Raw genomic sequence first — 21,849 nt, 5'->3', positions numbered from 1 at the left:
AACCTATCGGCAAAGTTTAAGCGAATGGGCGGAACAGCTTCCTTTGGAATTGATTTGAGATTGTATAATCATTTGGCTAAGTTTGGCGCATTAAGCGATTTGCATCATGACAAAAATAAAAGTAGGATTCGGTTTTGACGTGCACCAGCTCCGGGAAGGGCAGCCTTTTATGCTGGGCGGCGTCCAGGTTCCCCACCATGCCGGTGCTTTCGGACATTCCGACGCGGATGTTTTGGTGCATGCGATCTGCGATGCAATCCTTGGGGCAGCCAACCTGGAAGACATCGGTTACCATTTCCCCAATACCGACGACCGCTGGAAGGGAATAAGCAGCCTTGTACTGTTGTCGGAATGTGTGAAATTGCTGGTAAGGGCGGGATGGAGCCTGGGTAATATTGATGCCATGCTATGCCTGGAAGCACCCAAAATAAAACCTCACATCCCCGCGATGAAATACCAAATTGCCGCGGCGGCCGGCATTTCGGAAGAAGATGTTTCCATTAAAGCGACAACCAATGAAACGATGGGGTTTATCGGTCGGCAGGAGGGGGTAGTGGCTTATGCCGTGTGCCTGATTGAAAAAAAATAATCCCCACGGACCCAAACCAATTACAACGCCTTTGCCGGATGTTATCGAAAGTTACTTCGGGAGAGGTCGATATCTGCTGATATGGCTACACCCGATGAGTAGAGTTTGAGATTGCCATTGCCGATTCCCGTGAGCGGCACCTTAACGAACGGTTGTACGGTAATGCCCATGGCAGCACCGAGCTGCCGGCGGTAACCGATAGACACATTGCCCACGCCCATGATATGACGATTTTGATTACGCAGGGTATATTCCTTCGCCCCGCCATATGTATGTGGCGGATAAGTGTAGTCGTATGTTTCACGTAACATGAGGTAACTGGAAAGGCCGGCCGAGGCGAACCAGGAGGAATGGCGGTGGTGCGCGAAAGTGAAATTGAGGTTCAGGGGAATGTCCAGCACGGCGCAATCTGCCGCTACCAGGCTGGGAGTGAGCTGCGAATTCGGCCACGGAACCGAAGGACGGTAATCGCCGAAGTCTGCACGGTATAATTTCCGTCCGTAAAATACACCGCCGGTTACGCTAAGCTTGGTCGTTAGCCGGTAGGTGGCTGCCAATCCGACCTGACCACCAAATCTTCCGGTAAGGGGCCGTGTTCCCGACAGGTCGGGCGCGGCGGCGATACTTAATGTCCATCCCCTATGGAGCGGAGTTTCCTGCTGCTCAGGTTCCTGATTGCCGGTCGTTTCATTCCCGCCGGTTTGTGAAATTGCCGTGGGCATGCGCGATGTATTACGGGATAGGATGATTCCACTAGCCAGCGGAGTCGGCTGAGCGCTTGGCACCAATCCCTGTACAGGCACCAGGTTGTCGCCGGATTTCTTTAACGGATTTACAGGGGGATTAACACCGGTCTTAATGGATGAGCGTAGTGAAGCTTCCCCCATGGGGGGTAACAAGGCCTTTGTTACCGCAGGTGCCTGGCTGGTATTACCTGCAGCTGAGTCGCCGGGCTGCACAGCCAGGATCGGCTCGGTTGGAACCACCTGCCCGTTGTCGACGGTATGGTGTCCATTGAATAAAAGGATGGCGGCGATTATTGCGGCAGCTGCCACCCCGCCCCCGATCCAAAGCAAGCGCGGAAGGGACTTGCGTGCATGCAACTTCGTTGACAGTGCCGTCCATTGACCTTCGTCAAAAGGAATGTCAACCTGAGTCAACCTGTCCGTAAAAAACTGATCTATAGGATGTCTTTCTTCCATTATATATTCTTTTTGCTATCCCTGGCGACTTTGGACAGGTGTTCCGTTATGCTTTCTTTCGTTGTTTCGTTGAGCAGTTCCTGGAGCCTCCTGCGGGCTTTGTGCAAATTTGATTTGGATGTATTCACGGTAATGCCCAGCAATTCCGCAATTTCGTTATGATTATACCCATCGATTGCATACAGGTTAAAAACCGTTTGGTATGCGGGACTAAGTGACCTCACCATTGCCAGCAGGTCGTTATAAGCCAATTTTCCATATATGCCTGCGTCATCACTGATGTGCTCGTAATCATTCACGTCTTCCTGCTGCCCGAATTTTAGGCTGGCACGGTAGTAATCAATCGCCGTGTTGGTAATAATTTTTCCCATCCACGATTTAAATGGCTTTGATGTATCGTAATCCTTAAGGTGGTTGAAAACCTTTAAGAAACTTTCGTTCAGGATATCCGAAGCTTCATCCGACTGCCGGGCATAACGCCGGCATATCCCCATAGCATAGCTGTAGAAATGCTTGAACAAGGCATATTGACTGTCTCTATTGTATTTCAGGCAACCGGCAATATGCTTCCGTACAGTTTCATCCTGATTGATCGTCGGCAAGCTAAATGATCTTTTTAGCAATAATACGTTAGATCCGGGCAAATGGTTGCCCGGGAACAATTATTTTTTTTCTGCACGCAAAGGAGGCAACCTACGCACAGTTTGCCCCGTATTGTCGGTATAAACGCTTCGGAATAGGAGCTTCACGGTGAAGCTGTGGGACGGGTTGTTATGGCGATTAGTAGCTTAATCCGGCGGATACAATTAAAAATGAAGAAATGAAATACTATCTCATTCAATCCGTATGGCTGGTGGCCACAGTGGCCTGCCTGCCGGTCCTGTCATGTAAGGACGACGATCAGCCCGAACCGGAACCAAAGGAAATGGGGATCCTTGTACAGACAGACGCCACGTTCGGAGCGGTGCTGACGGATAGTGCCGGCATGACGTTGTATTTTTTCTCGCGCGATGCTGATGGAAATACGGCTTGCGAAGGAAACTGCCGCTCAATGTGGCCGGCGTACTATAGTAGCCACGCCGCCGAAAGCGAGGGAGTCGATCCTGAAGATATCGGTACCATTACGTTAACGAATGGCTCATTACAGACGACCTACAAAGGGCGGCCACTGTACTTTTATGCCAATGACGATGCTCCCGGTGAAATTGAAGGCGATGGGGTAGGAGGCAATTGGTTTGTTGCGAAGCCTGATTACACGGTGATGCTGGTCCAGCATCAGTTGATTGGCGGCGACGGAACCCTGTATATGAGTGACCTGACTCCGGGGGAAGGCCAGACGCAGCATTTCGTTGATAGCTATGGGCGCACGCTTTATGGGTTTGTGCAGGATCGGTATAACACCAATAATTTCACAAAACCTGATTTCAGCAACAATAGTGTATGGTCGATTTATGAAGCTGTAATCGGATCGTTGCCTTCAGGGGCCAATCTGGCGGATTTCGCAGAAATCACCGTACATGGACGGACACAGTTGACTTATAAGGGATGGCCGCTTTATTATTTTGGACAGGATGCTGCCCGTGGAGAAACCAAGGGTGTGGATTTCCCCAAAGTAGGTATTTGGCCGGTATTGAATCCCGATTCGCCGGAAGCCTTGGCACCGTAACCTTGTGTGATAACGGCATATCAGGGATTACAGCAGCATTTAATAAGGACACAAACAATTTACTTATGAAACAGCAGTTATGGAAGACATCATGGCTATGGTTGATGATGCTTGGTCTTTTGGGATGTAGTAAGGACAGTGATAGCCCCGCACCCGAACCGCCGGGGGGCGGCAGTGTAACGGCGGAAAACGTAACATATGACAACTTTGTAGGTTCACTCCTGCAATCGAAATGCAGCAGTTGCCATACCGGAAACGGGGAAGGGACATCATTATGGACATTTTCGGGCTACAATTCCGTATCAGCCAATCTGGCACGTATTAACGATGTGGTAGTAGTGCGGCGGATTATGCCCAAAAACGGAAGCCTCACAAATCGTGAACTGGACTTGCTCAAGGCGTGGATTGAAAAGGGGGCGCCGCAATGATCCGGTGCCTTACCGTTTTTTTTGTCGTGGTGCTGTGCGCTGAAGCGGAAGCACAGGCCTTGTTGATTGACCGGGAAAGTCGCGTGTCGTTCTTTTCGGAAGCACCGTTGGAGAATATTTCAGCGGTAACACAACAGGCTGCTTCGGTCCTTGATACGGTAAGTTACGAAATCGCATTCCGCGTGCCGATCAGCTCATTTGAATTTCGGAAGAAGCTCATGCGGGAACACTTTAATGAAACTTATTTGGCGAGTGATAAATTTCCGTATGCTACGTTTGGCGGAAAAATAAGCGGCCATGTCGACTGGAACAGTGACGGAGCCTATCCGGTAACGGTATCGGGAAATCTCGAAATACATGGCGTCAGAAAATTTTACACCACCGAGGCCGTCGTGACGGTAAAAGGTGCTTTGATAACCGCAGCTGCCCAATTTAAGGTGAAAGTAGCCGATCACGGCATCGAGATTCCCCGGTTAGTCATTAAGAACATCGCAGAAGTGGTAGACGTGGATGTTTCCGCAACCTATCGCATACAGTAATCTATTTTTTTATGTATACATCACGAATCATTGCGCGCGGTATTTTTTTGCTGATGATCGCTTCATCGGCGACCACGCCCCTGACGGCGCAGATCAATCTGGACAGCACCCTTGGCAACGACACCAACCGGATGCATGAGGTGGTAGACGCCACGTTCAAGACAACACGCATCATTAACAGCCAGTCTGTTGAGACCATCCACCGGCATGAGCTTGATTTTAAAGTGGACCACCGTTTCGGCGATATTGCCGGAGCCAATGGCGGAGCAACAAATTTTTTTGGCCTCGACAACTCCACCGATATTAAAATCGGATTCGAATATGGCATAACGGATGACCTGAATGTTGGAATTGCACGTGCCAAAGGCGCTACCCGGGTATCACAGCTGTATGAAGCAAATGTGAAATACCGCCTGCTGCGACAGACCGTTGACGGGCGCATACCCGTTTCCATGACTGCGTACGCCAGCCTGACCATACCCGGGGTAAAGGCCGACCAGAACATTGGCGAAGCTACTTCATATAACGGGTTTTCAGACCGCCTTAATACGGTAGTTCAGCTGATTATCGCCCGGAAATTCGGTGCCGGTCTGTCACTGGCATTGCATCCTACATACATCCGGAGAAACACCACCGCCGATTACGACGGAGAAAATAATCTGTTTGCCCTGGGGATAGGAGGAAGGCTGAAGGTAAGCAGGCGTATGGCGTTGGTGATGGATTATTTCCTACCTTTTCGGTCGGCGGCGAGCAAAGAAAGGTATGCGGATGCCATCACCACGTTATACAATCCATTGGGTATCGGATTAGAAATTGAAACCGGGGGTCATGTATTTAATTTGAATTTTACCAATGCCACGGCAATACAGGAAATGCAATACATTCCCAAAACGACCACATCGTGGCGCAAAGGCCAGTTCCGATGGGGGTTCACAATTTCGAGACGGTTCTCCTTAGGCCCGGCACAGCGCGGCGGGTAAGTCTGTATTAGTTGTTTTTCCGCGTTACCGCGCGGATTACGGTATATATACTGATACACACCCCGACAAGTGCAAAGATGGCGGTCCACACATTATTTTCATTGTCCTTTGCGCTGTCAATACGGTACCCGATGTAGGTGAATAAACCAATGATGGCCAACATCTGGAAGCCTACACCGCTAAAATAAGCGTATTTGCGCAGGGAATCATTCAGCGATGGCTTCGGCTTTCTCATAGTCAATCAACTTCACTTCAGGCAGGCGGTTGGTCGATTCCAGACTTTTATTTGTGGAGCAATGTCCGGTAATCGTGGCGCCGCTTTCGACAATGAAGTGCACGGATTCAATATCGCCCTTTATCGTTGCCGTTTGGTTCAGTTGCAGGTTTTCAATCGCGATAATACGCCCTTCGACCGTGCCTGACACTTCTCCGGATTTGCAATGGATGTTGCCGACGACAATGCCGTTTTCCCCGATAATTAATTTGGCGGTACACGAAACATCTCCTGCTATCCTCCCATCAATGCGCAGGTCGCCGGATGTCATGATATTTCCGTTAATATCCGTCCCCGTGGCGATGAGGTTAAAGCTTCGTTGCTGGTCCTGGTTTTTTTCGTTCTTTTTGTTCACGAACATGTTGATGATATTTAGGTGACATAGTTGGGTTTCAAAAAGCGATATAATCAGTAGGATTTACCGGATTACCATTGTACCACAATTCGAAATGGAGGTGCGGTCCGGTAGTTAACTCGCCTGTATCGCCTGCAAAGGCGATTACTTCTCCTCCACGGACAAAACTACCAACTTTTTTTATAATTGATGCACAATGCTTGTAGAGCGAAAGCAGGTTGTTACCATGCTGTACAATGGCGACGTATCCGGTTTCGGGTGTGTACGATGCGAAGACCACATGGCCGCTCAGGGTCGCCCGTACCGGTTCGTTCATCTTAACGGCGATATCGACCGCATAATGCTGTTCCCCGGCACTGAAGCTGGAACTGATGATCCCTTTAATGGGGCTGTAAAAAGTATAGGATGAGATACCGGAGCGGGCGGGCCCCGAATGCTCTGGCAGATCATACGGTGCGCCGGATTCGATCAACTCACGTAGCGCCAGCTCGTCTTCCGACGGCGGTACGCTTTTGGACTCGGGGATTTCTGCCGGTTCATTCCCGGTACCTGGTTCCTGATCTGGACGTTCAACCGTTTCACCGACACGGCCGCTGATGACAGCCTGCAGGTTATCCAAATACAAATCGTTGGCAAGCGCGATCTGTTCCAGCGAATCGATACGGGAATAGGCATCCATTAACTGGCTGCGTTCGTATCCGCTCAGTGAAGACCCGATCACGTATTCCCGTAAGGAAGTGGAGCGGATGAGAATAATGGTGAGGATGACCAGTACGGCGGTTGCCGACAACAGTCCCGTTATCCAATACCAGAGTTTGCCACTGAACGACGCTTTTTCCTCGAAGGTCTCTTCGTGGAGTACGACAAGCTTATAGCGCTGATGGAGTGCCTGGGAGAGTTTGTTGCGGTGTTTAGCCAACTTGATAAAATAAATGATATTTTTGCATGCGTATCCCTGCAAAGATATTCATTTTATATGTGACGAAAATGGTTAAGTTTTGTTAAATCTCCGTGAGTTTTAATGCGGTAATTGATAACATGTGCCATTATCGCTATATTGTGGCGATAAGCTTCGTCGGTATGAATTTGTGATGAAATTAAGAACGTTATATTGAAAGATTATATTTTCTCCATGTCGTATAAACGGGTGGCTGTGGCGATTGTTGCGGTTTGGTCGTGCATGGGATGTGCAGGAAAACGGGAACCCCAATACGATATGATGGAGAACCTTACGGCAAGGTACAACATCGTATACCATGGCCGTAAAATCATTCACGATGTGATGTACGACAATACCGCTGGCTACGTAGAAAATTACGAACAGCGGTTGCCGGTTTTCATTGAACCCACTGACATTACCGCAGCATCCAATAGCCCGTTGATGGATTCGGTTATTGGTAAGGCACTCACTATCATCAATAAAAAAAGCAAAAGCAAGTACATCAGCGAAGCATACCTGCTTACCGGCCAGGCAAATTACCTCAAGGGGAATTATTACAATGCGGCGGAGTATTTCAGTTACACTGCCGGCACATTTGCCGACATGCCGGAATACCGGCAGGCGGCGTTGGTGTGGAAGGCACGCGCACTGATGCAACTTGGCAACCTTACGGAAAGCGGTAATGTATTGGATACCGTGTTTACGGCATTGGAATCGGATCCGAATTCCATGGGATTGGCCTTTGCTACGCAGGCAAAATATTATTTACTTGTCCAGGATGAAGCGTCGGCGATTACCATGTTGCTGCAGGCCCTTGAGCACACGAAGGATAAGTCCACTCGGTTACGCTGGCATTTTCTACTTGGCCAGCTGCTCGAAAGCCAGGGACGGCCGGAGGAAGCTTACCCGCATTATAGCCGGGTTGTGAATAGCAATGCCTCCTATGAGATGGCATTTCACGCGGGGCTTAACCGTATTTTCCTGCCGGGAACGGTAGATACCACAACCGGAGATCGGATCAGGCTACTGCAACGCATGCTCCGTGATGGGAAAAATAAAGAATACAGGGACCAGATCTACTATCAGATTGCTGAAATGTATTCTGCTGACGGTGACTGGACGACGGCGCTGGTAAATTATGAACAGGCGTTGCGGCAGCAGGGTGATAACCGGTACCAGACGACGCGTACGTACCTGCGGCTGGCCGACCATTATTTTGACCAGGCGCAATACCCAACAGCGAAATTATATTACGATAGCGTGGGCATGTACCTTCCGATGGATTTCCCCGATGCCGGTCCGGTGCAGCGTAAAGTCGCGAATCTTGATGAGTTGATTACACAGCTGGAGGTGGTAAGCCATCAGGATAGCCTGTTTGTTCTCGCCGGGCTTCCGGAGGCACAGCGTCACGCACAGCTGGACAGCCTGGCCATCGCCCGGTATGTTGAAATCCAAGACGGGCGCCAGGCTAAAAATGAAAAACAACGACAGAACACAGTCCGTTCACCGTTTGAAGAAACGTTGTTCAGTCCGGCTACCACATATACCGATAATCGGTTTTACTTCAATAATCCGGATGCCATGGGCATGGGCACGACCGAGTTTAAGCGCCGGTGGGGTAACCGGCCATTACAGGATAACTGGCGGTTCAGCGATATGACGGCCGGGGGGATAACTGACAATCGGGAAACGGGGGATTTGGCAGCGGCCGGATCGGCAGTTGATTCCGTGGTTGTGGACAGTGCGGCCTGGGTACAGCAATTCCGGGACAGTTACCTGAACGAACTACCGGATACAGAATCAAAGCAGGCGGCAGCCAATAATCAAATACATACCGCCCTGCTTCGTGTAGGCGAATTGTACCGGGACGAACTGCTGGATAATAAGGGTGCAATTGACACATATGAAGACCTGTTGAACCGATATCCGGAGACGAAGGATGCAGCCCTGATCTACTATAACCTCTACCTGTTGTACAACGGTGTCGACCAGGCCCGTGCCGCAGCATACAAGGAGAAATTATTGACCCAGTTTCCGGATGCCCTGTACAGTCGAATTCTTCTTGATCCGATGTATCTTGCTAAACTTCAATCGCAAAAGCAGTTGCTTGACCAGGAATACGAAGAAGCATATGCAGCTTATACCCATCAGCAATTTCAGGAAGTTATCCAGCTGGTAGACAGCATCTCCGGACAGGTGCAGGAACCACAGCCCACCTTGGTGCAGCTGGCCTATTTGCGCGCACTCGCGTTGGGCAGGACATCGGGAATTGATACACTTGAAAATGCGTTCAGGGAATTGGTTGATGTATTTCCCGACGACAGCCTGATCAGCCCCCTTGTTCATCAGCATTTAGCTTACATCGCTGAAAACAGTGCAGCATTAGCCGGCAGAAGGCATGCATTACAGGGCATCGATGAAAACCGGATGCGCTTTATCGATGAGCCCACCATCACACCCTGGCCCCAGCTGATTATTAACCATGGGCCGGAGCGGCCGGTCCCGCGACGAAGCCTGGCGGTATCGACCGCAGGCCAAACCGGAATCGGCGAACGGATATCCCTGGCTAATGGGGGTACGCTTACCCGTCAGCAGCTCGCCAGGGAAGCCCAGTTTACTGACGATGGGGAAAACGCGTATCGCAATTTGGAGTTATTGCCTGATTCAGCAGTTTATTATTTCGTTATTAATGTCATGAATGAGCGGGTAAACCTGGCACCATCACGCTATGGTATCGGACAGTTCAACCGCACCCGGTATACCGGCCGGAATATTATGCACCAGCTTAAGCCGGTGAATGACGAAAATCAGCTCGTTTATGTTGGGCCGTTTCTGAATTATGAGGACGCAAAGACCTACGAAGTACGGATTATGCCATTGCTTCCCGACATCATGAAAATACCGGCGACGCTATATAATACCTTTTTGATTACGGAAGATAATTTTGGCACGTTATCTGATTTTGACAAAATAGACGATTACTATACCAGCTATCACGAACAGGAATAGAAACGGAAAGTGCGTAATGGATGTGGGCCGGTACCCTGCATCCGAGGATTATTAATCATTTAGAATGAAGCAACAGGCAAAGAAAAATACATTAACCAAGGAAGACATCAGTCGTTACACCCGCAATTTCTGGAAATTATTGATTGGGGTTATTCTGCTCGGGTTCTTATTTATCTTCAGTGTGGGTTTGGGACTGTTTGGCCAATTACCGACGTTCCGTGATCTGGAAAATCCGAAAAGTAACCTGGCTTCGGAGGTTATTTCCGAAGACGCTGCGGTACTGGGTACTTATTTTGTCCAGAACCGATCCAACGTACGGTATAATGAGCTGTCACCCAACCTAGTGCAGGCACTCATTGCGACGGAAGACAAACGTTTTTACCGCCATTCGGGCATTGACTACCGGCGTACATTCAGTATTATCTTTTATAACCTCGTCGGGAAGCGGCAGGGCGCTAGTACCATCACCCAGCAGCTGGCGCTGAACCTGTTTTCCGAAGGACGCGCCCGGAATACGGTGAAACGGGTGATCCAGAAATTTCAGGAATGGATTACAGCTGTACGCCTGGAGCGCAATTATACCAAGGAAGAAATTATCACCATGTATTTCAATACGGTCGATTTTGGTGCCTATAACACGTTTGGTATTAAATCGGCTGCGCGGACATACTTCAATACCACACCCGATAAACTCAATGTTACCCAGGCGGCTGTTTTAGTAGGGATGCTTAAGGGACCCGGCATATACTCTCCGGTACGGTATCCGCAGAATGCGATCAGGCGGCGCAATGTCGTCATTGAAAACATGCGCCGGGAAGGATTTATTACCCGTGAAGAGTCGCAGCGCCTGCAAAAGGAGCCCTTGGTACTGGATATGCGGATTTCGAATTATGGTGATGGTCCGGCACCCTACTTCCGGGCGGTGCTGAAGCGGGATATTCAACAGGAATTTAATAAATTGTCTATCACGAAGGCCGACGGTACACCATATGACCTTGATCGCGACGGGCTGAAGATTTATACGACAATCAATTCGAAAATGCAGCGTTACGCAGAGGAAGCGCAAAAAGAATGGATGACCGAACTGCAGACGGATTTTGACCGCCAATGGCGTAATGTTGATCCGTTCCGCGGCGACAAAGCGTCGCTGCTGGAAACCGGAATGAAACGGTCTGATCGATACCGTATGTTGAAACAGGCTGGTAAATCGGCGGCGGAAATAGAAAAGGACTTTAACACCCCGGTACCGATGACTGTCTTTACGTGGCAGGGAGACCGGGATACGGTAATGACGCCGATGGATTCCATTCGGTACAATAAATTAATCCTGCGTAATTCCATCATGTCCATGGAACCCCATACGGGTTATGTGCGTGCCTGGGTGGGCGGTATCAGCTTTGAACATTATAAGTACGACCAGGTAAAGATGGGAACCCGGCAGGTTGGTTCAACGGCAAAGCCATTTACGTATGCAGTAGCTATAGATAACGGCTTTTCACCGTGTTTTCAGGTACCTAACGTTCCGTTGACCATCGGAAGCGGCGCCAATGCGTGGTCGCCGCGGGGCGAATCGGTGGGAAGTCCCATCACCCTGCGCAGGGCGCTGGCCAACTCGCAGAACTTTGCCACGGCATACATGATCAATGAAGTTGGCGCCCGGGCGGTTGCTACCCTGACCAAGCGGATGGGCATTACCTCCGAAGTACCCGAATACCCTTCCATTGCGTTGGGTGCCTATGAGGCATCGATTTATGATATGGTGGGTGCGTACTCGGCTTTTGTAAACCACGGCGTATGGATCGAGCCAATCTACATTCTGCGTATTGAAGATAAGAATGGGATGCCAATTTATGAAAAGGCACCTAAGGTAACCAAGGTGCTTAACAGCGAAAGCGCTTATATTATGGTAGATATGCTGAAGAGTGTGGTAGATGGCGGATCGGGGGGGCGTTTGCGCTGGCGGTATAACCTGACTCCGCCTATGGGCGGAAAGACCGGAACAACGAACGATAACTCGGACGCCTGGTTTATTGGGGTTACCCCCGAGTTGGTAAGCGGCGTATGGACAGGAGCGGAAGACCGGGGCATCAGTTTCCATTCCATGGCCGCAGGCCAGGGAGCACAGGCGGCGTTACCGATTTTCGGACTGTATATGCAAAAAATATACGCTGATACGACCCTTCACTATTCCAAAGAAGATTTCCCATTGCCGGAAGGAGGGCTTACGCGTGAATTGGACTGCAACCAGTATCAGCAGTTTTACGGTGAACCGAGCGATCAGCAGCTGGATGACCGGCTTGGGTTTTGAGTTTTGGTGATGGATGGTCCGTGACTGGGTATAAGTGACCGACCACCGACCATTGGCTACCGACCACTGAATATGACGAAGTTTGATTACCGCAAGGCACTTGAAGAAATTCCACACCGCCCGGGAGTGTACCAGTACTGGGATGCCCAGGGTGCATTAATCTATATCGGTAAAGCAAAGGACCTGCGGAACCGGGTTAGTTCTTATTTTGTCAAGAACAGTCAGCTTAACGGCAAAACGCGCGTATTGGTCCGCCGGATCAACCGCATTACCTTCACAATCGTTGATACCGAAATTGACGCATGGCTCCTGGAAAACAGCCTGATTAAGAAGCATCAGCCCCGGTATAATGTCATGCTGAAAGATGACAAGACCTATCCCTGGATTGTCATCAAGAATGAGCGCTTTCCCCGGATATTCCCCACACGGAAGATGATCAAGGACGGTTCCCGGTATTTTGGGCCTTATGCATCTGTCGGGATGATGCACGCGATTATGGACACCATCCGGGAGCTTTACCCGCTGCGCACCTGCAATCTCGCGCTTACCCCTGAAAACATCAATAAAGGAAAGTTTAAGGTATGCTTGGAATACCAGATAGGCAATTGCAAGGGACCTTGCGAGGGATACCAAAGTGAAGCCGACTACGAGAAAAATCTGGAAGACATCCGTGACATATTAAACGGAAAAATCGGCGTGGTGATCCGCCGGCTGAAAGGACAGTTGGATGCGGCGGTAGCCGAGTTGAATTTTGAGTATGCGCATCAACTGAAAAACAAGCTGGATTTACTGGGGCGCTACCAGAGTAAATCAACTGTCGTTACTTCATCCATCACCAATGTGGACGTTTTCAGCATCGCGTCAGAGCAGAATTATGCTTTCGTCAACTACCTTAAGGTGATGAATGGTGTTATCATTCAAACGCAGACAGTAGAGATGAAAAAGCGGCTGGACGAAAGTGATGAGGAATTGCTTAACCTGGCCATACCTGAAATCCGCAGTCGCTTTGGCAGCACATCACGCGAGATTATCGTGCCGTTTGATATTGATATTGAGGCCAGTGAACTCCGCTTCACCGTCCCGAAACTGGGTGAAAAGAAGAAACTGCTCGAACTTTCACAGAAGAACGTATTTTATTTTAAAAAGGAACGGCTTAATCAATATGAGAAGCTCAACCCTGAACTGCGGACCGAGCGGGTACTGACGCAGATGCAGCACGACCTGCGGATGAATGTGCTTCCGCGGCATATCGAATGCTTTGACAACTCGAACTTTCAGGGGAAATATCCGGTTTCAGCTATTGTGGTATTCAGGGATGCAAAGCCCTGCAAAAAGGACTACCGTCATTTTAACGTGAAAACCGTGGAAGGCCCAAATGATTTCGCGACCATGGAGGAAGCGGTGCACCGCCGGTATCGGCGGCTATTGGACGAAGGGCAATCGCTCCCGCAGCTGATCGTTATCGATGGTGGCAAGGGACAGCTTTCCGCCGCATTGAAAAGCCTGAAGCTACTGGGAATCGACAAGCAGATGACCGTCATCGGCATCGCCAAGCGACTGGAAGAAATCTATTATCCGGGAGATCAATACCCCCTGTACCTGGACAAAAAATCGGAAACCCTGAAAATCATTCAGCACCTGCGTGACGAAGCACATCGTTTTGGTATCACATTTCACCGCAATCAACGGAGCAGGAAGACCTTCCAGACTGAATTGGAGAACATTCCCGGCATTGGTAAAACATCTGCGGAAAAGCTGCTGAAGCAATTCAAATCGGTAAAGAAAATCAGAGCAGCTACACCTGAACAACTCAGGGATATACTCACAGAAAAGCAGGTTCAGTCCGTTACAACCTACTTTTCCGAAGCCACTTCCGCCGATTGATCAACAGCTCTCCAGCTCAAGGACGTAACTCCAAGATACCGCATATAATCGAATAATACGGATTATCCCCAAACGTCGCTGACCTGTCTGATGCAGGTGTGCCACTGCCTTTAAATGCTTCAAGTACCCACTGATTTTCCGCTGCCGGATTATGGGCGAGCTGCTCCAGTAACGTATTCAATTGTTGTTGCCGGCCAGCCTGTTGCAGCGCCATCAATCCCAGTAGGTTGGCAAAAGTAGACCGCCTGGAATTGTCGAGTGTATAGGAAATTACCTGTTGGTTTAATGCTCCGGCTTCCTTGGTGCGTCCCAGTTTGGTTAGGCAATACGCTGTAAGGTAATCCTGAAAACGCCCATCCGAATCATATGGTTTGCCTACGCCCAGGTGTTCGGGCCATTCCCGGGACTTTTCCAGCAACTCCATAGCCGGCTTGTAACTGCCGGCCTTGATCAGGGTTACCGCCTGCATCAGCAATGCCTGTTCGTATACGACCCGTCCCTGACTGGCCCCCTCGTAGGGTAATACATGAATCTGGTCTAAAATGGCAGAACTCTCCTTTGGTTTTCCGGCAAGCAGCAGCTGCCGTGCATGCCAAAGGCCAATGGAATAATCGTCGGGGAAGTCATGCCATGCGCGGTCGGCAATGGCCAGTGCTTCCACATTATTTCCCACCCGGTGGTAATAATCAATCATCCATGTCCTCACACGCCGGTCATCAGGGGCAAAATGGTAGGCGCGGAGTATATCCTTTTCAGTCATTTCGGGGCCAGCATGGAGAAGCGCAGCGCGGGTTAGGTAAAAAGGTGCATAATCCGGTTCGTTTCCACAGGCTTTTAGCCGTTGTTCGGCGTCTTCCGCGCGACCGATGGCCTGGTAATTGAGTGCCAGGTAGTAGTTGAATTTCCAGTGTGGGTGCTGATTGGCTGCCCATTCCAATGCTTCCAGTGTTTCCAGGCGATAGGGAAACACAAAATCGGGAGGGGCTGAAGTGACGGCTTGCAGACGAGTCGCATCCTGTGCAAGATAGGCCCCCCACAGTGCAATCAGGGGATGCTCAGGAGCACGTGCAATAATATCCATGGCCTCTTCCTTCGCGCCCAGACTGAGGTAAGTGAGTGCCGTTTCGAGATGCGTTTGCCAGGCAAATTCATTTTGGATAACCGATGAGAAGGATTCATACGTTGCGTTGCCATTCCGGTATTCCTCATAACGTGCAAAATGATTCAGCGGATCCGCATCGTACAACTGCACTAGGTTCGCGGCAGCATCCGCAGCCCTACCCAGCTGCCGTAATGCCAATGCCCTTGCTTGTAGCGCAAATACATGGTGGTTGTTATAAGCAATAGCATTATCCGCGTAGTGCAGCGCCAATTCCGGTTGGTGTTGCTGCAGGTAGATGGCGGCCATACGCGCAAAGGCGTCGCTTCGATACTGGACCGAACGCGAGGCCCAGCCAAAGCAGTCCAGTGCATTGATCCAGTCTTTTTTGGCTACATAGGCGATGCCTGCCTGAAAATTAGCCGAGGGATGATATGTGTCTTCACGAAGTACCCGGTTGGCGTAATAGAGGGTGGAGTCATAGCGGCCATTGCGGTATTGCATTGCCGCCAGTTCCGTCAGCGCATCCAGGTGGTACGGGTCAAGTTCGATACTTTTTGCAAAGTAATGTTTGGCCTGTTCGTAATCACGGAATTCCTTGGATTCCACGCCTTCCTGGTAATACTGAGAGGCGGTGGTGAGGGAACGGACCGGCGAGGCCGAGGCGGTTGGCCGTTTTAGGGTATCCGCTTCGGCGGGTCCGTACCTGAGGTTCATTGCCGTGGCGGAAACTGCCCACTTCCGGCCGGCCGGCACATTTACCGTGGTTGTATAAACCTCCATCGGCTGGAGTCGGATGGTTTCCGAAAACAAGGTGTCGGTACCGACACGCAATACCACGGGCGATTCCGTAACAGCCAGTGCATTTATTGAAATGCGGACTTTTCCATCCGCCTCCGCTGCATACAGGATGCCGGAGGGCGATACGGCAGACAAGCCACCCGTCTCCTTTACAGGAAACCATAATTCACGCCATTGATCTGTAGTCCCGGGGGAGAAGCCAAGCTGCGTAATCGGGGTTTTGATGCGGGATGGGGAATATTGATTGTAGCCCCTGCCGGCCTGGAATTCCATGTACTGGCCGTCATCATCGGTAAGCAGGTCTTCCCATATACCGCCGTTTCTTGATAACGCCCAAAGCCACAGTTTTTTTCCCGGCATCTCATCATGGAGCGACCAATGACCAAAGCCAAAATCCGAATCATGATAATAGCCACCCATGAAGTCGTTATACGTTCCGGCAATGTGGAAAGATTTATGCGACCCAAAATCGTTATTGGCATACCACGAAAGGTCTCTTCCCAGCGAATCCACGGGCCAGGGGAACGCCGTACCATTATGTTCGTATTCCATGCTGCCCGGATAGAAAAACTGCAGGTCGTCGGAAACCCGCGCAGCGCCGGTCATCCAGTTGTAATACGACTGGACCAACGGTGTGGGATTATACCAGGTGGCATTGGTTTCGAACCATGCTTTATCCGCCGGCAGCCGTATTTCCACCCGCCAGTGGGTCCGCGAAGGCAAGTCCATGGCACCAACGATGCAGCTTACGCTGCCATCCGAGTTCTGCCTCGTGATGTAGTCGACCGGCGTAGCAGTAGACGGTGTATGGCCAATGTAACCGAAATTAAATTCAATACCGCCGGATGTCCACGGACCGCGCTGTGCAACATTCCGGAATTTCATTACTTCATTCTTATATAAGAATTCCTTGCCCGTTGATTTTTCAATCGCGCCCCATACCTTGCCACCCGCTTCGGGTAGCACATACACTTCGATATAGTCATTTTCCAGTTTGACTACTTTCCAGTCGCGGTCAACCCCTTCCACACTGTAACCATCAAATCCGTGATACGGATATATTTTTTTCTTGTTCTCTTCCGTGAGAAACGGGACTGGGTTAGGATCATCAAAAGGATAGGTCTTGATCGAATGTATTTCTTCGGTAATCCGGCTTTGCTGGGCGTGCAGCAGTCCAATGGGCGTAAATGCACAGCAAGCACAGGCCAATGCGTAAATAAATCGTTTCATATCAATTAAAATAAAAGAGCCATTACCTGCGCTCCACGGACAGATCCCGGTCGATTCGGTATACGACAGGCTCGGGATTGGCGTTGGGCTGGAATGGATCATAATAATAAATTCCGTGTTGTCTGTATAGGGCTAAATGCTCCTTCAGGAGCAGACTGAAAGGTTCAAATGCTTTTTTTTCGTCCGGTGTCCACGCAATTTCGGCCAGGGCCGCAATGCGGGGGAATAGCAGGAAGTCAAGCCGCTGTCCGTTGGGTATGGGCTCTGACCAGACATTAGCCTGCACGCCCAGAATCAGATCGCGCTCCGCAGCTGTCGAGGTAAGGCCATCGACTTCATAGGTATATACTGCCTCCAATGGATTAAAGGTGCCATCCCACCTGCGGCCGAATCGGTGGGTGCTGTCCTGTACAAAATCAAAGTATAGCGGAAGGCGTGGGCAGATAATGGTTTGGTAACCGTTTGCCCATGCTGTTTTTAACTGTGCCGGCTTGTCCTGCCGCCACCAGAAAATGATGGTGTTGTCGGTAGGCAGGCCTGCATCGGCCATCTCATCCCACGCCAGCAGCTTCGCGTTGAGCCGGTATACCGAGTCGGCCATCCGCTTCATGAAATAGCGTTCTACATCCTGATTCGTCTTCAGTCCCTCCCGGGCCATCAGGTCCTGGATTGCGGTATCCGATTGCCAGGCAGCGCTGCCGAAACTGACCTCGTCGCCGCCGAGGTGCAGCAACTGCGACGGAAAAAGACTATTGGTTTCCCGGAGGATATCCGTAAGGTAGGCATAAGTCGCTTCTTTACCGGGATTGAACGTAAAATGCGGGTGTGCCTCCGTACCGCCGCCGCTGTACTCCGGATACGCCCGGTTGGCAGCGGTTGCATGCCCCGGCATGTCTATTTCGGGAATAACAACAATATTCCGCTCCGCGGCGTATGCAACGATTTCCTGGATATCCTCCTGGGTATAGTAAGCCGCAGGTGCCGTACCATCGGTGAAGCTGCCGATACCGCCGATGAGCGTAAGCAATGGATATTGCTTGATTTCCAACCGCCAGGCAGGTTCATCCGTCAGATGCCAATGGAAACGGTTGAGTTTATAGTAAGCCATCCAGTCGAGAATCGACTTGACTTTTGCCTTTCCGAAAAAATGACGCGATTCATCCAGCATTAATCCCCGCCAGGCATACCGCGGGTTATCCGCGAGCTCCCAGGCCGGAATTTTCAGTACAGCGGTGGGTGTCGCTTCTCCCTGGGCCAGCTGCAGCATGCTGACGATACCATAGCGTAAACCAGCCAGTGTGCTTGCCGCAACGCGTATGCCCTCGGCCGTGACTTGCAGGGTGTAGGCTTCTTCTCCCTTTACGGACGGGTCAATCCCGATACGGATGGCTGGCAGGCTGCCTTCGTCAGCATGAACAGCTAACGGTGTTGTCATAAGGCGGAGCATTTCCCTTTGCAGAAAATGGGCCGCAGGTGCTGCCACCGGGTCCTCGACAACGATCGGCGTATGTTTATCCAGGGAGAAATATCCCGTGTGCCTTTCGGCATGGGCAGGCTGGGGGATGATAGGACAACGTTCCTGTGCCCGCACCGCGCCCACCGCGATACAGTAAATTAAGCCGATAAAAAGATAGCGTCGCATGTGTAAAGGAATCGATTAGCGATCAATAATACACACTGAAAGTCGGTTTTGCAACAGTTTCCGTTATGCAAACGGTTGTGTAATTTTAGGGGGGGTTAAGTATCCAGGTCGTTAGTTAACGATCCTAACGTGCTGGTTATCTGTTTAATTAGCTGACTTGGTAGTACTATCGCCTGTCTGTCGGCCCTGAGCCGGTCTCCCGCGGCACCATGGGTATAGCACGCCAATATGGCGGCTTCGGCTGACGTATACTTTTGCGCAAGAAACGCAACCAGCATACCGGTCAGTACGTCGCCCATTCCGCCGGTAGCCATGGCCGCATTGCCGGTGGGGTTGATGAGTACATGGCCTTCAGGCAATATGATGAAGGTATACCGATTTTTCAGTATGATAACAAGCCGGTACCGGGCCGCTTTTTCTTTCGCCGTCTGTACCCGGCTCCACCAGTCGGTATGATGACCGAACAGCCGGTCGAATTCCTTCATGTGGGGTGTCAGTATACATCCTTCCGGCAGCCTGTCCAGCAATGCAGGTTGTTCGCTTAGCCAATTCAGTGCATCCGCATCCAATACCAATGGCTTCGCCGGATAGTCAAAGATATCCGCCAGTTGTGTAGCCCGGCTTCCCAGTCCCGGTCCAATACCGACCGCATTTGCAGCTTCCCATTGGTCGCGTAACGCCGTATCAGTGCAATACATGACTTCGGGATACCGGGTATTCAGCGCTGCCAGCCCATTCACAGGAATACACGCGGTGGTTCGTCCGGCCCCGCTGAACAGACACCCCCCGCAGCTCAACAACGCGGCACCCATATGCGTTTCACTGCCGGCTACAATCAGCGCATGTCCATAGGTACCCTTATGTGTAAAAGGCTTCCGTGGCCGGTAAATCTGCTGGACATCCGCTGCTTCTATTAATTTAAAGCCGGTAGGCAGCTGTTCAATGAACGTTTCATCTAATCCGATATCGGCTACATGGAAACGATGCATTGCCTGCGCTGATTCGGGAAAAAAGAAACTGATTTTCGGACGTTGAAAGGTAACGACATCATGGGCAAAAACAGTTTCTTCCGTATCGGGTATAACACCATCTGCACGCATTCCGGTAGGCACGTCCATCGCGACGACCCGTTGCTGACTTTGATTGATATGCCGTACAAGCCGCAGCCAGTCGCCCGTCAAGGGTTTGTTCAACCCCGAACCCAGCAGGGCATCAACGATCACTTCCTGCGTGATGGGCGGTAATTCATCTCCGGGCAGCCATTCCGTAACCGGAATAGGCGTTTGACGCAACCGGTGAAGGTTCATGGCGAAATCGTCGCTTTCACGCGGAGAAAAACGGGCTACCCACACATGCAGGGAGTCATATCCGGCGACCTGCAGCAGCCGCGCCGCCGCCAGGCCGTCACCGCCGTTATTCCCTGTGCCGCAGCAAATCAGTATAGGGGTATGTTTATCGGTAAAAAGCGTCTGTGCTACCGTAACAAAAGCCGTAGCAGCGTTCTCCATTAAATCAATGGAAGAAATTGGGGCCGTCTCTATCGTATGTTGATCGGCAGCCCGCATTTGCTTCGCGGTGAGGATGCTTTTCATGGGGCATTGGCGGAGCGCTCCGCCAGTTGTTTAAATTATAGCGAAAGATACGGTATTGTATATAAAATGTCAAATATGGGATACCCACGGTTATTGGTTAACAGGGATTGGCTATATTTATCCATTGAAGCATAAGCTTAAGCCAGTGAGGAAGAAATTAATACGGACCCTAATGACCTTATTTTTTGCCATCGTTGCCCTTGCCTTCGCGGCAGTGATATTCATGCAGCAGCCTAAATTCGGGAAGATGCCGACAGGGGACAGGCTGGAACGCATCAAACGATCACCCAATTATAAGAACGGAGCTTTTCAGAACCTGAGTCCCACACCCAGTTTTACGGACGGTGCCAATTTCTTTACCGTAATGCGCGAATTCTTTTTTGGGGGCGATCCGCGTATCAAGCCGACAGACACGATCCCGCATGTCGAAACCGATTTACGGAATTTGCCTATTGATGAACAAGTGTTGATCTGGTTTGGCCACTCCTCTTATTTCATGCAGGTGGATGGAAAACGAATCCTGGTTGATCCGGTATTGAGTGGCGGAGCGTCGCCGCTTTCGTTCACCACGCGGAGTTTTGCGGGTACGGACGCTTATGCGGTGAGTGATCTGCCACCGATCGATTACCTTTTTATTACGCATGACCATTGGGACCACCTGGATCATGAAACGCTAAAGAAGCTGCGCTCAACGGTTAAGGCTGTTATTTGTCCTTTGGGCGTTGGTGCACACCTGGAATACTGGGACTATGATCCCGCCATCATTCATGAAGAAGACTGGAACCAGACGATCGCATTGGATGATCATTTTATGGCCTATACCACCCCCGCACGCCATTTTTCCGGGCGTGGGTTCCGTAGGAACCAGACATTGTGGACCTCCTATGTGTTACAGACTCCGTCGATGCGTATTTTCATTGGGGGCGATAGCGGGTACGACAGCCATTTTGCCGAAATTGGACGCACGTTCGGCGGTTTTGACCTGGCAATTCTGGAAAACGGACAGTACAATAAGTCTTGGCGGCACATCCACACCATGCCCGATGAGGTATTGCGTGCCGCAGCTGACCTGAAGGCGAAAAACGTATTTCCCGTGCATTCGTCGAAGTTTCCATTGGCTACCCATGCGTGGGATGAGCCGTTAATCAAAATCGTCCAGGCGGCCGAAAAGACCGATCTCCGGCTGCTTACCCCGATGATCGGCCAGGTGGTTCACCTGGATGATTCTACGCAGGTGTTTTCGCACTGGTGGGAAGGCGTAAACTGATTTGAAAATAAAGCTGTAAATTTGTTGAATTAAATAACGGAGGA

17 protein-coding genes are annotated in these 21,849 nt (G+C 50.6%); 9 read left to right on the top strand and 8 right to left on the bottom strand.

What is annotated here, in order from left to right; genetic code table 11:
- Positions 1 to 106 precede the first annotated feature (106 nt).
- Entirely contained in the window at positions 107 to 589 is a 483-nt protein-coding gene (gene ispF, locus NEV57_RS09350; RefSeq protein WP_257658057.1) for a 2-C-methyl-D-erythritol 2,4-cyclodiphosphate synthase, read from the top strand.
- A 41-nt stretch (positions 590 to 630) separates the two neighbouring features.
- Here ispF and NEV57_RS09345 read toward each other — a convergent pair whose 3' ends face one another.
- The gene (locus NEV57_RS09345; RefSeq protein ID WP_257658056.1) at positions 631 to 1,791 is read right to left on the bottom strand and encodes a hypothetical protein; all 1,161 of its coding nucleotides are present in this window, start codon (positions 1,789 to 1,791) and stop codon (positions 631 to 633) included.
- Complete coding sequence (locus NEV57_RS09340; RefSeq protein ID WP_257658055.1) at positions 1,791 to 2,393, bottom strand: RNA polymerase sigma factor; 603 nt, start codon at positions 2,391 to 2,393, stop codon at positions 1,791 to 1,793. The genes NEV57_RS09345 and NEV57_RS09340 overlap by 1 nt, the downstream gene beginning before the upstream one ends.
- Before the next feature lie 218 nt (positions 2,394 to 2,611).
- Here NEV57_RS09340 and NEV57_RS09335 point away from each other — a divergent pair, with 218 nt between their 5' ends.
- The 4 genes from NEV57_RS09335 (at position 2,612) to NEV57_RS09320 (ending at position 5,404) form a co-directional block, all read left to right on the top strand.
- The gene (locus NEV57_RS09335) at positions 2,612 to 3,457 is read left to right on the top strand and encodes a hypothetical protein (protein WP_257658054.1); all 846 of its coding nucleotides are present in this window, start codon (positions 2,612 to 2,614) and stop codon (positions 3,455 to 3,457) included.
- 65 nt (positions 3,458 to 3,522) lie between these two features.
- Positions 3,523 to 3,885: a hypothetical protein gene (locus NEV57_RS09330; protein ID WP_257658053.1), complete on the top strand. Its 363-nt coding sequence runs from the start codon at positions 3,523 to 3,525 to the stop codon at positions 3,883 to 3,885.
- Positions 3,882 to 4,424, top strand: a complete 543-nt coding sequence (locus tag NEV57_RS09325; protein ID WP_257658052.1) for a YceI family protein — start codon at positions 3,882 to 3,884, stop codon at positions 4,422 to 4,424. Before NEV57_RS09330 ends, NEV57_RS09325 begins: the two co-directional genes overlap by 4 nt.
- Positions 4,425 to 4,435: 11 nt before the next feature.
- Positions 4,436 to 5,404 carry a DUF5777 family beta-barrel protein gene (locus NEV57_RS09320; RefSeq protein WP_257658051.1) on the top strand — a complete coding sequence of 323 codons (969 nt, stop codon included), beginning with the start codon at positions 4,436 to 4,438 and terminating at the stop codon, positions 5,402 to 5,404.
- A gap of 7 nt (positions 5,405 to 5,411) precedes the next feature.
- Here the strand turns inward: NEV57_RS09320 and NEV57_RS09315 are convergent, their stop codons facing one another.
- The 3 genes from NEV57_RS09315 to NEV57_RS09305 are packed head-to-tail and all read right to left on the bottom strand — an operon-like array spanning position 5,412 to position 6,952.
- On the bottom strand, positions 5,412 to 5,639 hold the full coding sequence (locus NEV57_RS09315) for an AtpZ/AtpI family protein (protein WP_257658050.1): 228 nt from the start codon (positions 5,637 to 5,639) through the stop codon (positions 5,412 to 5,414).
- Positions 5,611 to 6,039 (bottom strand): bactofilin family protein, encoded by a 429-nt coding sequence (locus tag NEV57_RS09310; RefSeq protein ID WP_257658049.1) that lies wholly within the window; start codon positions 6,037 to 6,039, stop codon positions 5,611 to 5,613. Before NEV57_RS09310 ends, NEV57_RS09315 begins: the two co-directional genes overlap by 29 nt.
- A gap of 31 nt (positions 6,040 to 6,070) precedes the next feature.
- The gene (locus NEV57_RS09305; protein ID WP_257658048.1) at positions 6,071 to 6,952 is read right to left on the bottom strand and encodes a M23 family metallopeptidase; all 882 of its coding nucleotides are present in this window, start codon (positions 6,950 to 6,952) and stop codon (positions 6,071 to 6,073) included.
- Between the two features lie 192 nt (positions 6,953 to 7,144).
- Between NEV57_RS09305 and porW the strand changes: the two genes are divergently transcribed.
- The 3 genes from porW (at position 7,145) to uvrC (ending at position 14,174) form a co-directional block, all read left to right on the top strand.
- Positions 7,145 to 9,982: a type IX secretion system periplasmic lipoprotein PorW/SprE gene (gene porW / locus NEV57_RS09300; protein ID WP_257658047.1), complete on the top strand. Its 2,838-nt coding sequence runs from the start codon at positions 7,145 to 7,147 to the stop codon at positions 9,980 to 9,982.
- 64 nt (positions 9,983 to 10,046) lie between these two features.
- Positions 10,047 to 12,290: a penicillin-binding protein 1A gene (locus NEV57_RS09295; protein ID WP_257658046.1), complete on the top strand. Its 2,244-nt coding sequence runs from the start codon at positions 10,047 to 10,049 to the stop codon at positions 12,288 to 12,290.
- 72 nt (positions 12,291 to 12,362) lie between these two features.
- Complete coding sequence (gene uvrC / locus NEV57_RS09290; protein ID WP_257658045.1) at positions 12,363 to 14,174, top strand: excinuclease ABC subunit UvrC; 1,812 nt, start codon at positions 12,363 to 12,365, stop codon at positions 14,172 to 14,174.
- Positions 14,175 to 14,190: 16 nt separating this feature from the next.
- Here the strand turns inward: uvrC and NEV57_RS09285 are convergent, their stop codons facing one another.
- The 3 genes from NEV57_RS09285 to NEV57_RS09275 all read right to left on the bottom strand — a co-directional run bounded on the left by NEV57_RS09285 (position 14,191) and on the right by NEV57_RS09275 (position 20,538).
- Complete coding sequence (locus NEV57_RS09285) at positions 14,191 to 17,304, bottom strand: DUF5107 domain-containing protein (RefSeq protein WP_257658044.1); 3,114 nt, start codon at positions 17,302 to 17,304, stop codon at positions 14,191 to 14,193.
- A 22-nt stretch (positions 17,305 to 17,326) separates the two neighbouring features.
- The gene (locus NEV57_RS09280) at positions 17,327 to 18,946 is read right to left on the bottom strand and encodes a beta-N-acetylhexosaminidase (protein WP_257658043.1); all 1,620 of its coding nucleotides are present in this window, start codon (positions 18,944 to 18,946) and stop codon (positions 17,327 to 17,329) included.
- Between the two features lie 95 nt (positions 18,947 to 19,041).
- Positions 19,042 to 20,538 (bottom strand): NAD(P)H-hydrate dehydratase, encoded by a 1,497-nt coding sequence (locus NEV57_RS09275; protein WP_257658042.1) that lies wholly within the window; start codon positions 20,536 to 20,538, stop codon positions 19,042 to 19,044.
- A 172-nt stretch (positions 20,539 to 20,710) separates the two neighbouring features.
- Here NEV57_RS09275 and NEV57_RS09270 point away from each other — a divergent pair, with 172 nt between their 5' ends.
- The gene (locus tag NEV57_RS09270; protein ID WP_257658041.1) at positions 20,711 to 21,805 is read left to right on the top strand and encodes an MBL fold metallo-hydrolase; all 1,095 of its coding nucleotides are present in this window, start codon (positions 20,711 to 20,713) and stop codon (positions 21,803 to 21,805) included.
- Positions 21,806 to 21,849 lie beyond the last annotated feature (44 nt).

This window comes from Parapedobacter lycopersici, assembly GCF_024643285.1.
Taxonomy (GTDB): domain Bacteria; phylum Bacteroidota; class Bacteroidia; order Sphingobacteriales; family Sphingobacteriaceae; genus Parapedobacter; species Parapedobacter lycopersici.
The sequence above is the reverse complement of the archived record's forward strand: the minus strand, read 5'-3'. Positions and strand labels throughout refer to the sequence as shown.

Bases quoted from the DNA above. Each gene is read 5' to 3' on its own strand.
- NEV57_RS09285 (WP_257658044.1), bottom strand. From the start codon at position 17,304: ATGAAACGATTTATTTACGCATTGGCCTGTGCTTGCTGTGCATTTACG.
- NEV57_RS09295 (WP_257658046.1), top strand. From the start codon at position 10,047: ATGAAGCAACAGGCAAAGAAAAATACATTAACCAAGGAAGACATCAGT.
- ispF (WP_257658057.1), top strand. From the start codon at position 107: ATGACAAAAATAAAAGTAGGATTCGGTTTTGACGTGCACCAGCTCCGG.
- NEV57_RS09345 (WP_257658056.1), bottom strand. From the start codon at position 1,791: ATGGAAGAAAGACATCCTATAGATCAGTTTTTTACGGACAGGTTGACT.
- NEV57_RS09330 (WP_257658053.1), top strand. From the start codon at position 3,523: ATGAAACAGCAGTTATGGAAGACATCATGGCTATGGTTGATGATGCTT.
- NEV57_RS09315 (WP_257658050.1), bottom strand. From the start codon at position 5,639: ATGAGAAAGCCGAAGCCATCGCTGAATGATTCCCTGCGCAAATACGCT.
- NEV57_RS09320 (WP_257658051.1), top strand. From the start codon at position 4,436: ATGTATACATCACGAATCATTGCGCGCGGTATTTTTTTGCTGATGATC.
- NEV57_RS09275 (WP_257658042.1), bottom strand. From the start codon at position 20,538: ATGAAAAGCATCCTCACCGCGAAGCAAATGCGGGCTGCCGATCAACAT.
- uvrC (WP_257658045.1), top strand. From the start codon at position 12,363: ATGACGAAGTTTGATTACCGCAAGGCACTTGAAGAAATTCCACACCGC.
- NEV57_RS09280 (WP_257658043.1), bottom strand. From the start codon at position 18,946: ATGCGACGCTATCTTTTTATCGGCTTAATTTACTGTATCGCGGTGGGC.
- NEV57_RS09335 (WP_257658054.1), top strand. From the start codon at position 2,612: ATGAAATACTATCTCATTCAATCCGTATGGCTGGTGGCCACAGTGGCC.
- NEV57_RS09310 (WP_257658049.1), bottom strand. From the start codon at position 6,039: ATGTTCGTGAACAAAAAGAACGAAAAAAACCAGGACCAGCAACGAAGC.
- NEV57_RS09325 (WP_257658052.1), top strand. From the start codon at position 3,882: ATGATCCGGTGCCTTACCGTTTTTTTTGTCGTGGTGCTGTGCGCTGAA.
- NEV57_RS09270 (WP_257658041.1), top strand. From the start codon at position 20,711: ATGACCTTATTTTTTGCCATCGTTGCCCTTGCCTTCGCGGCAGTGATA.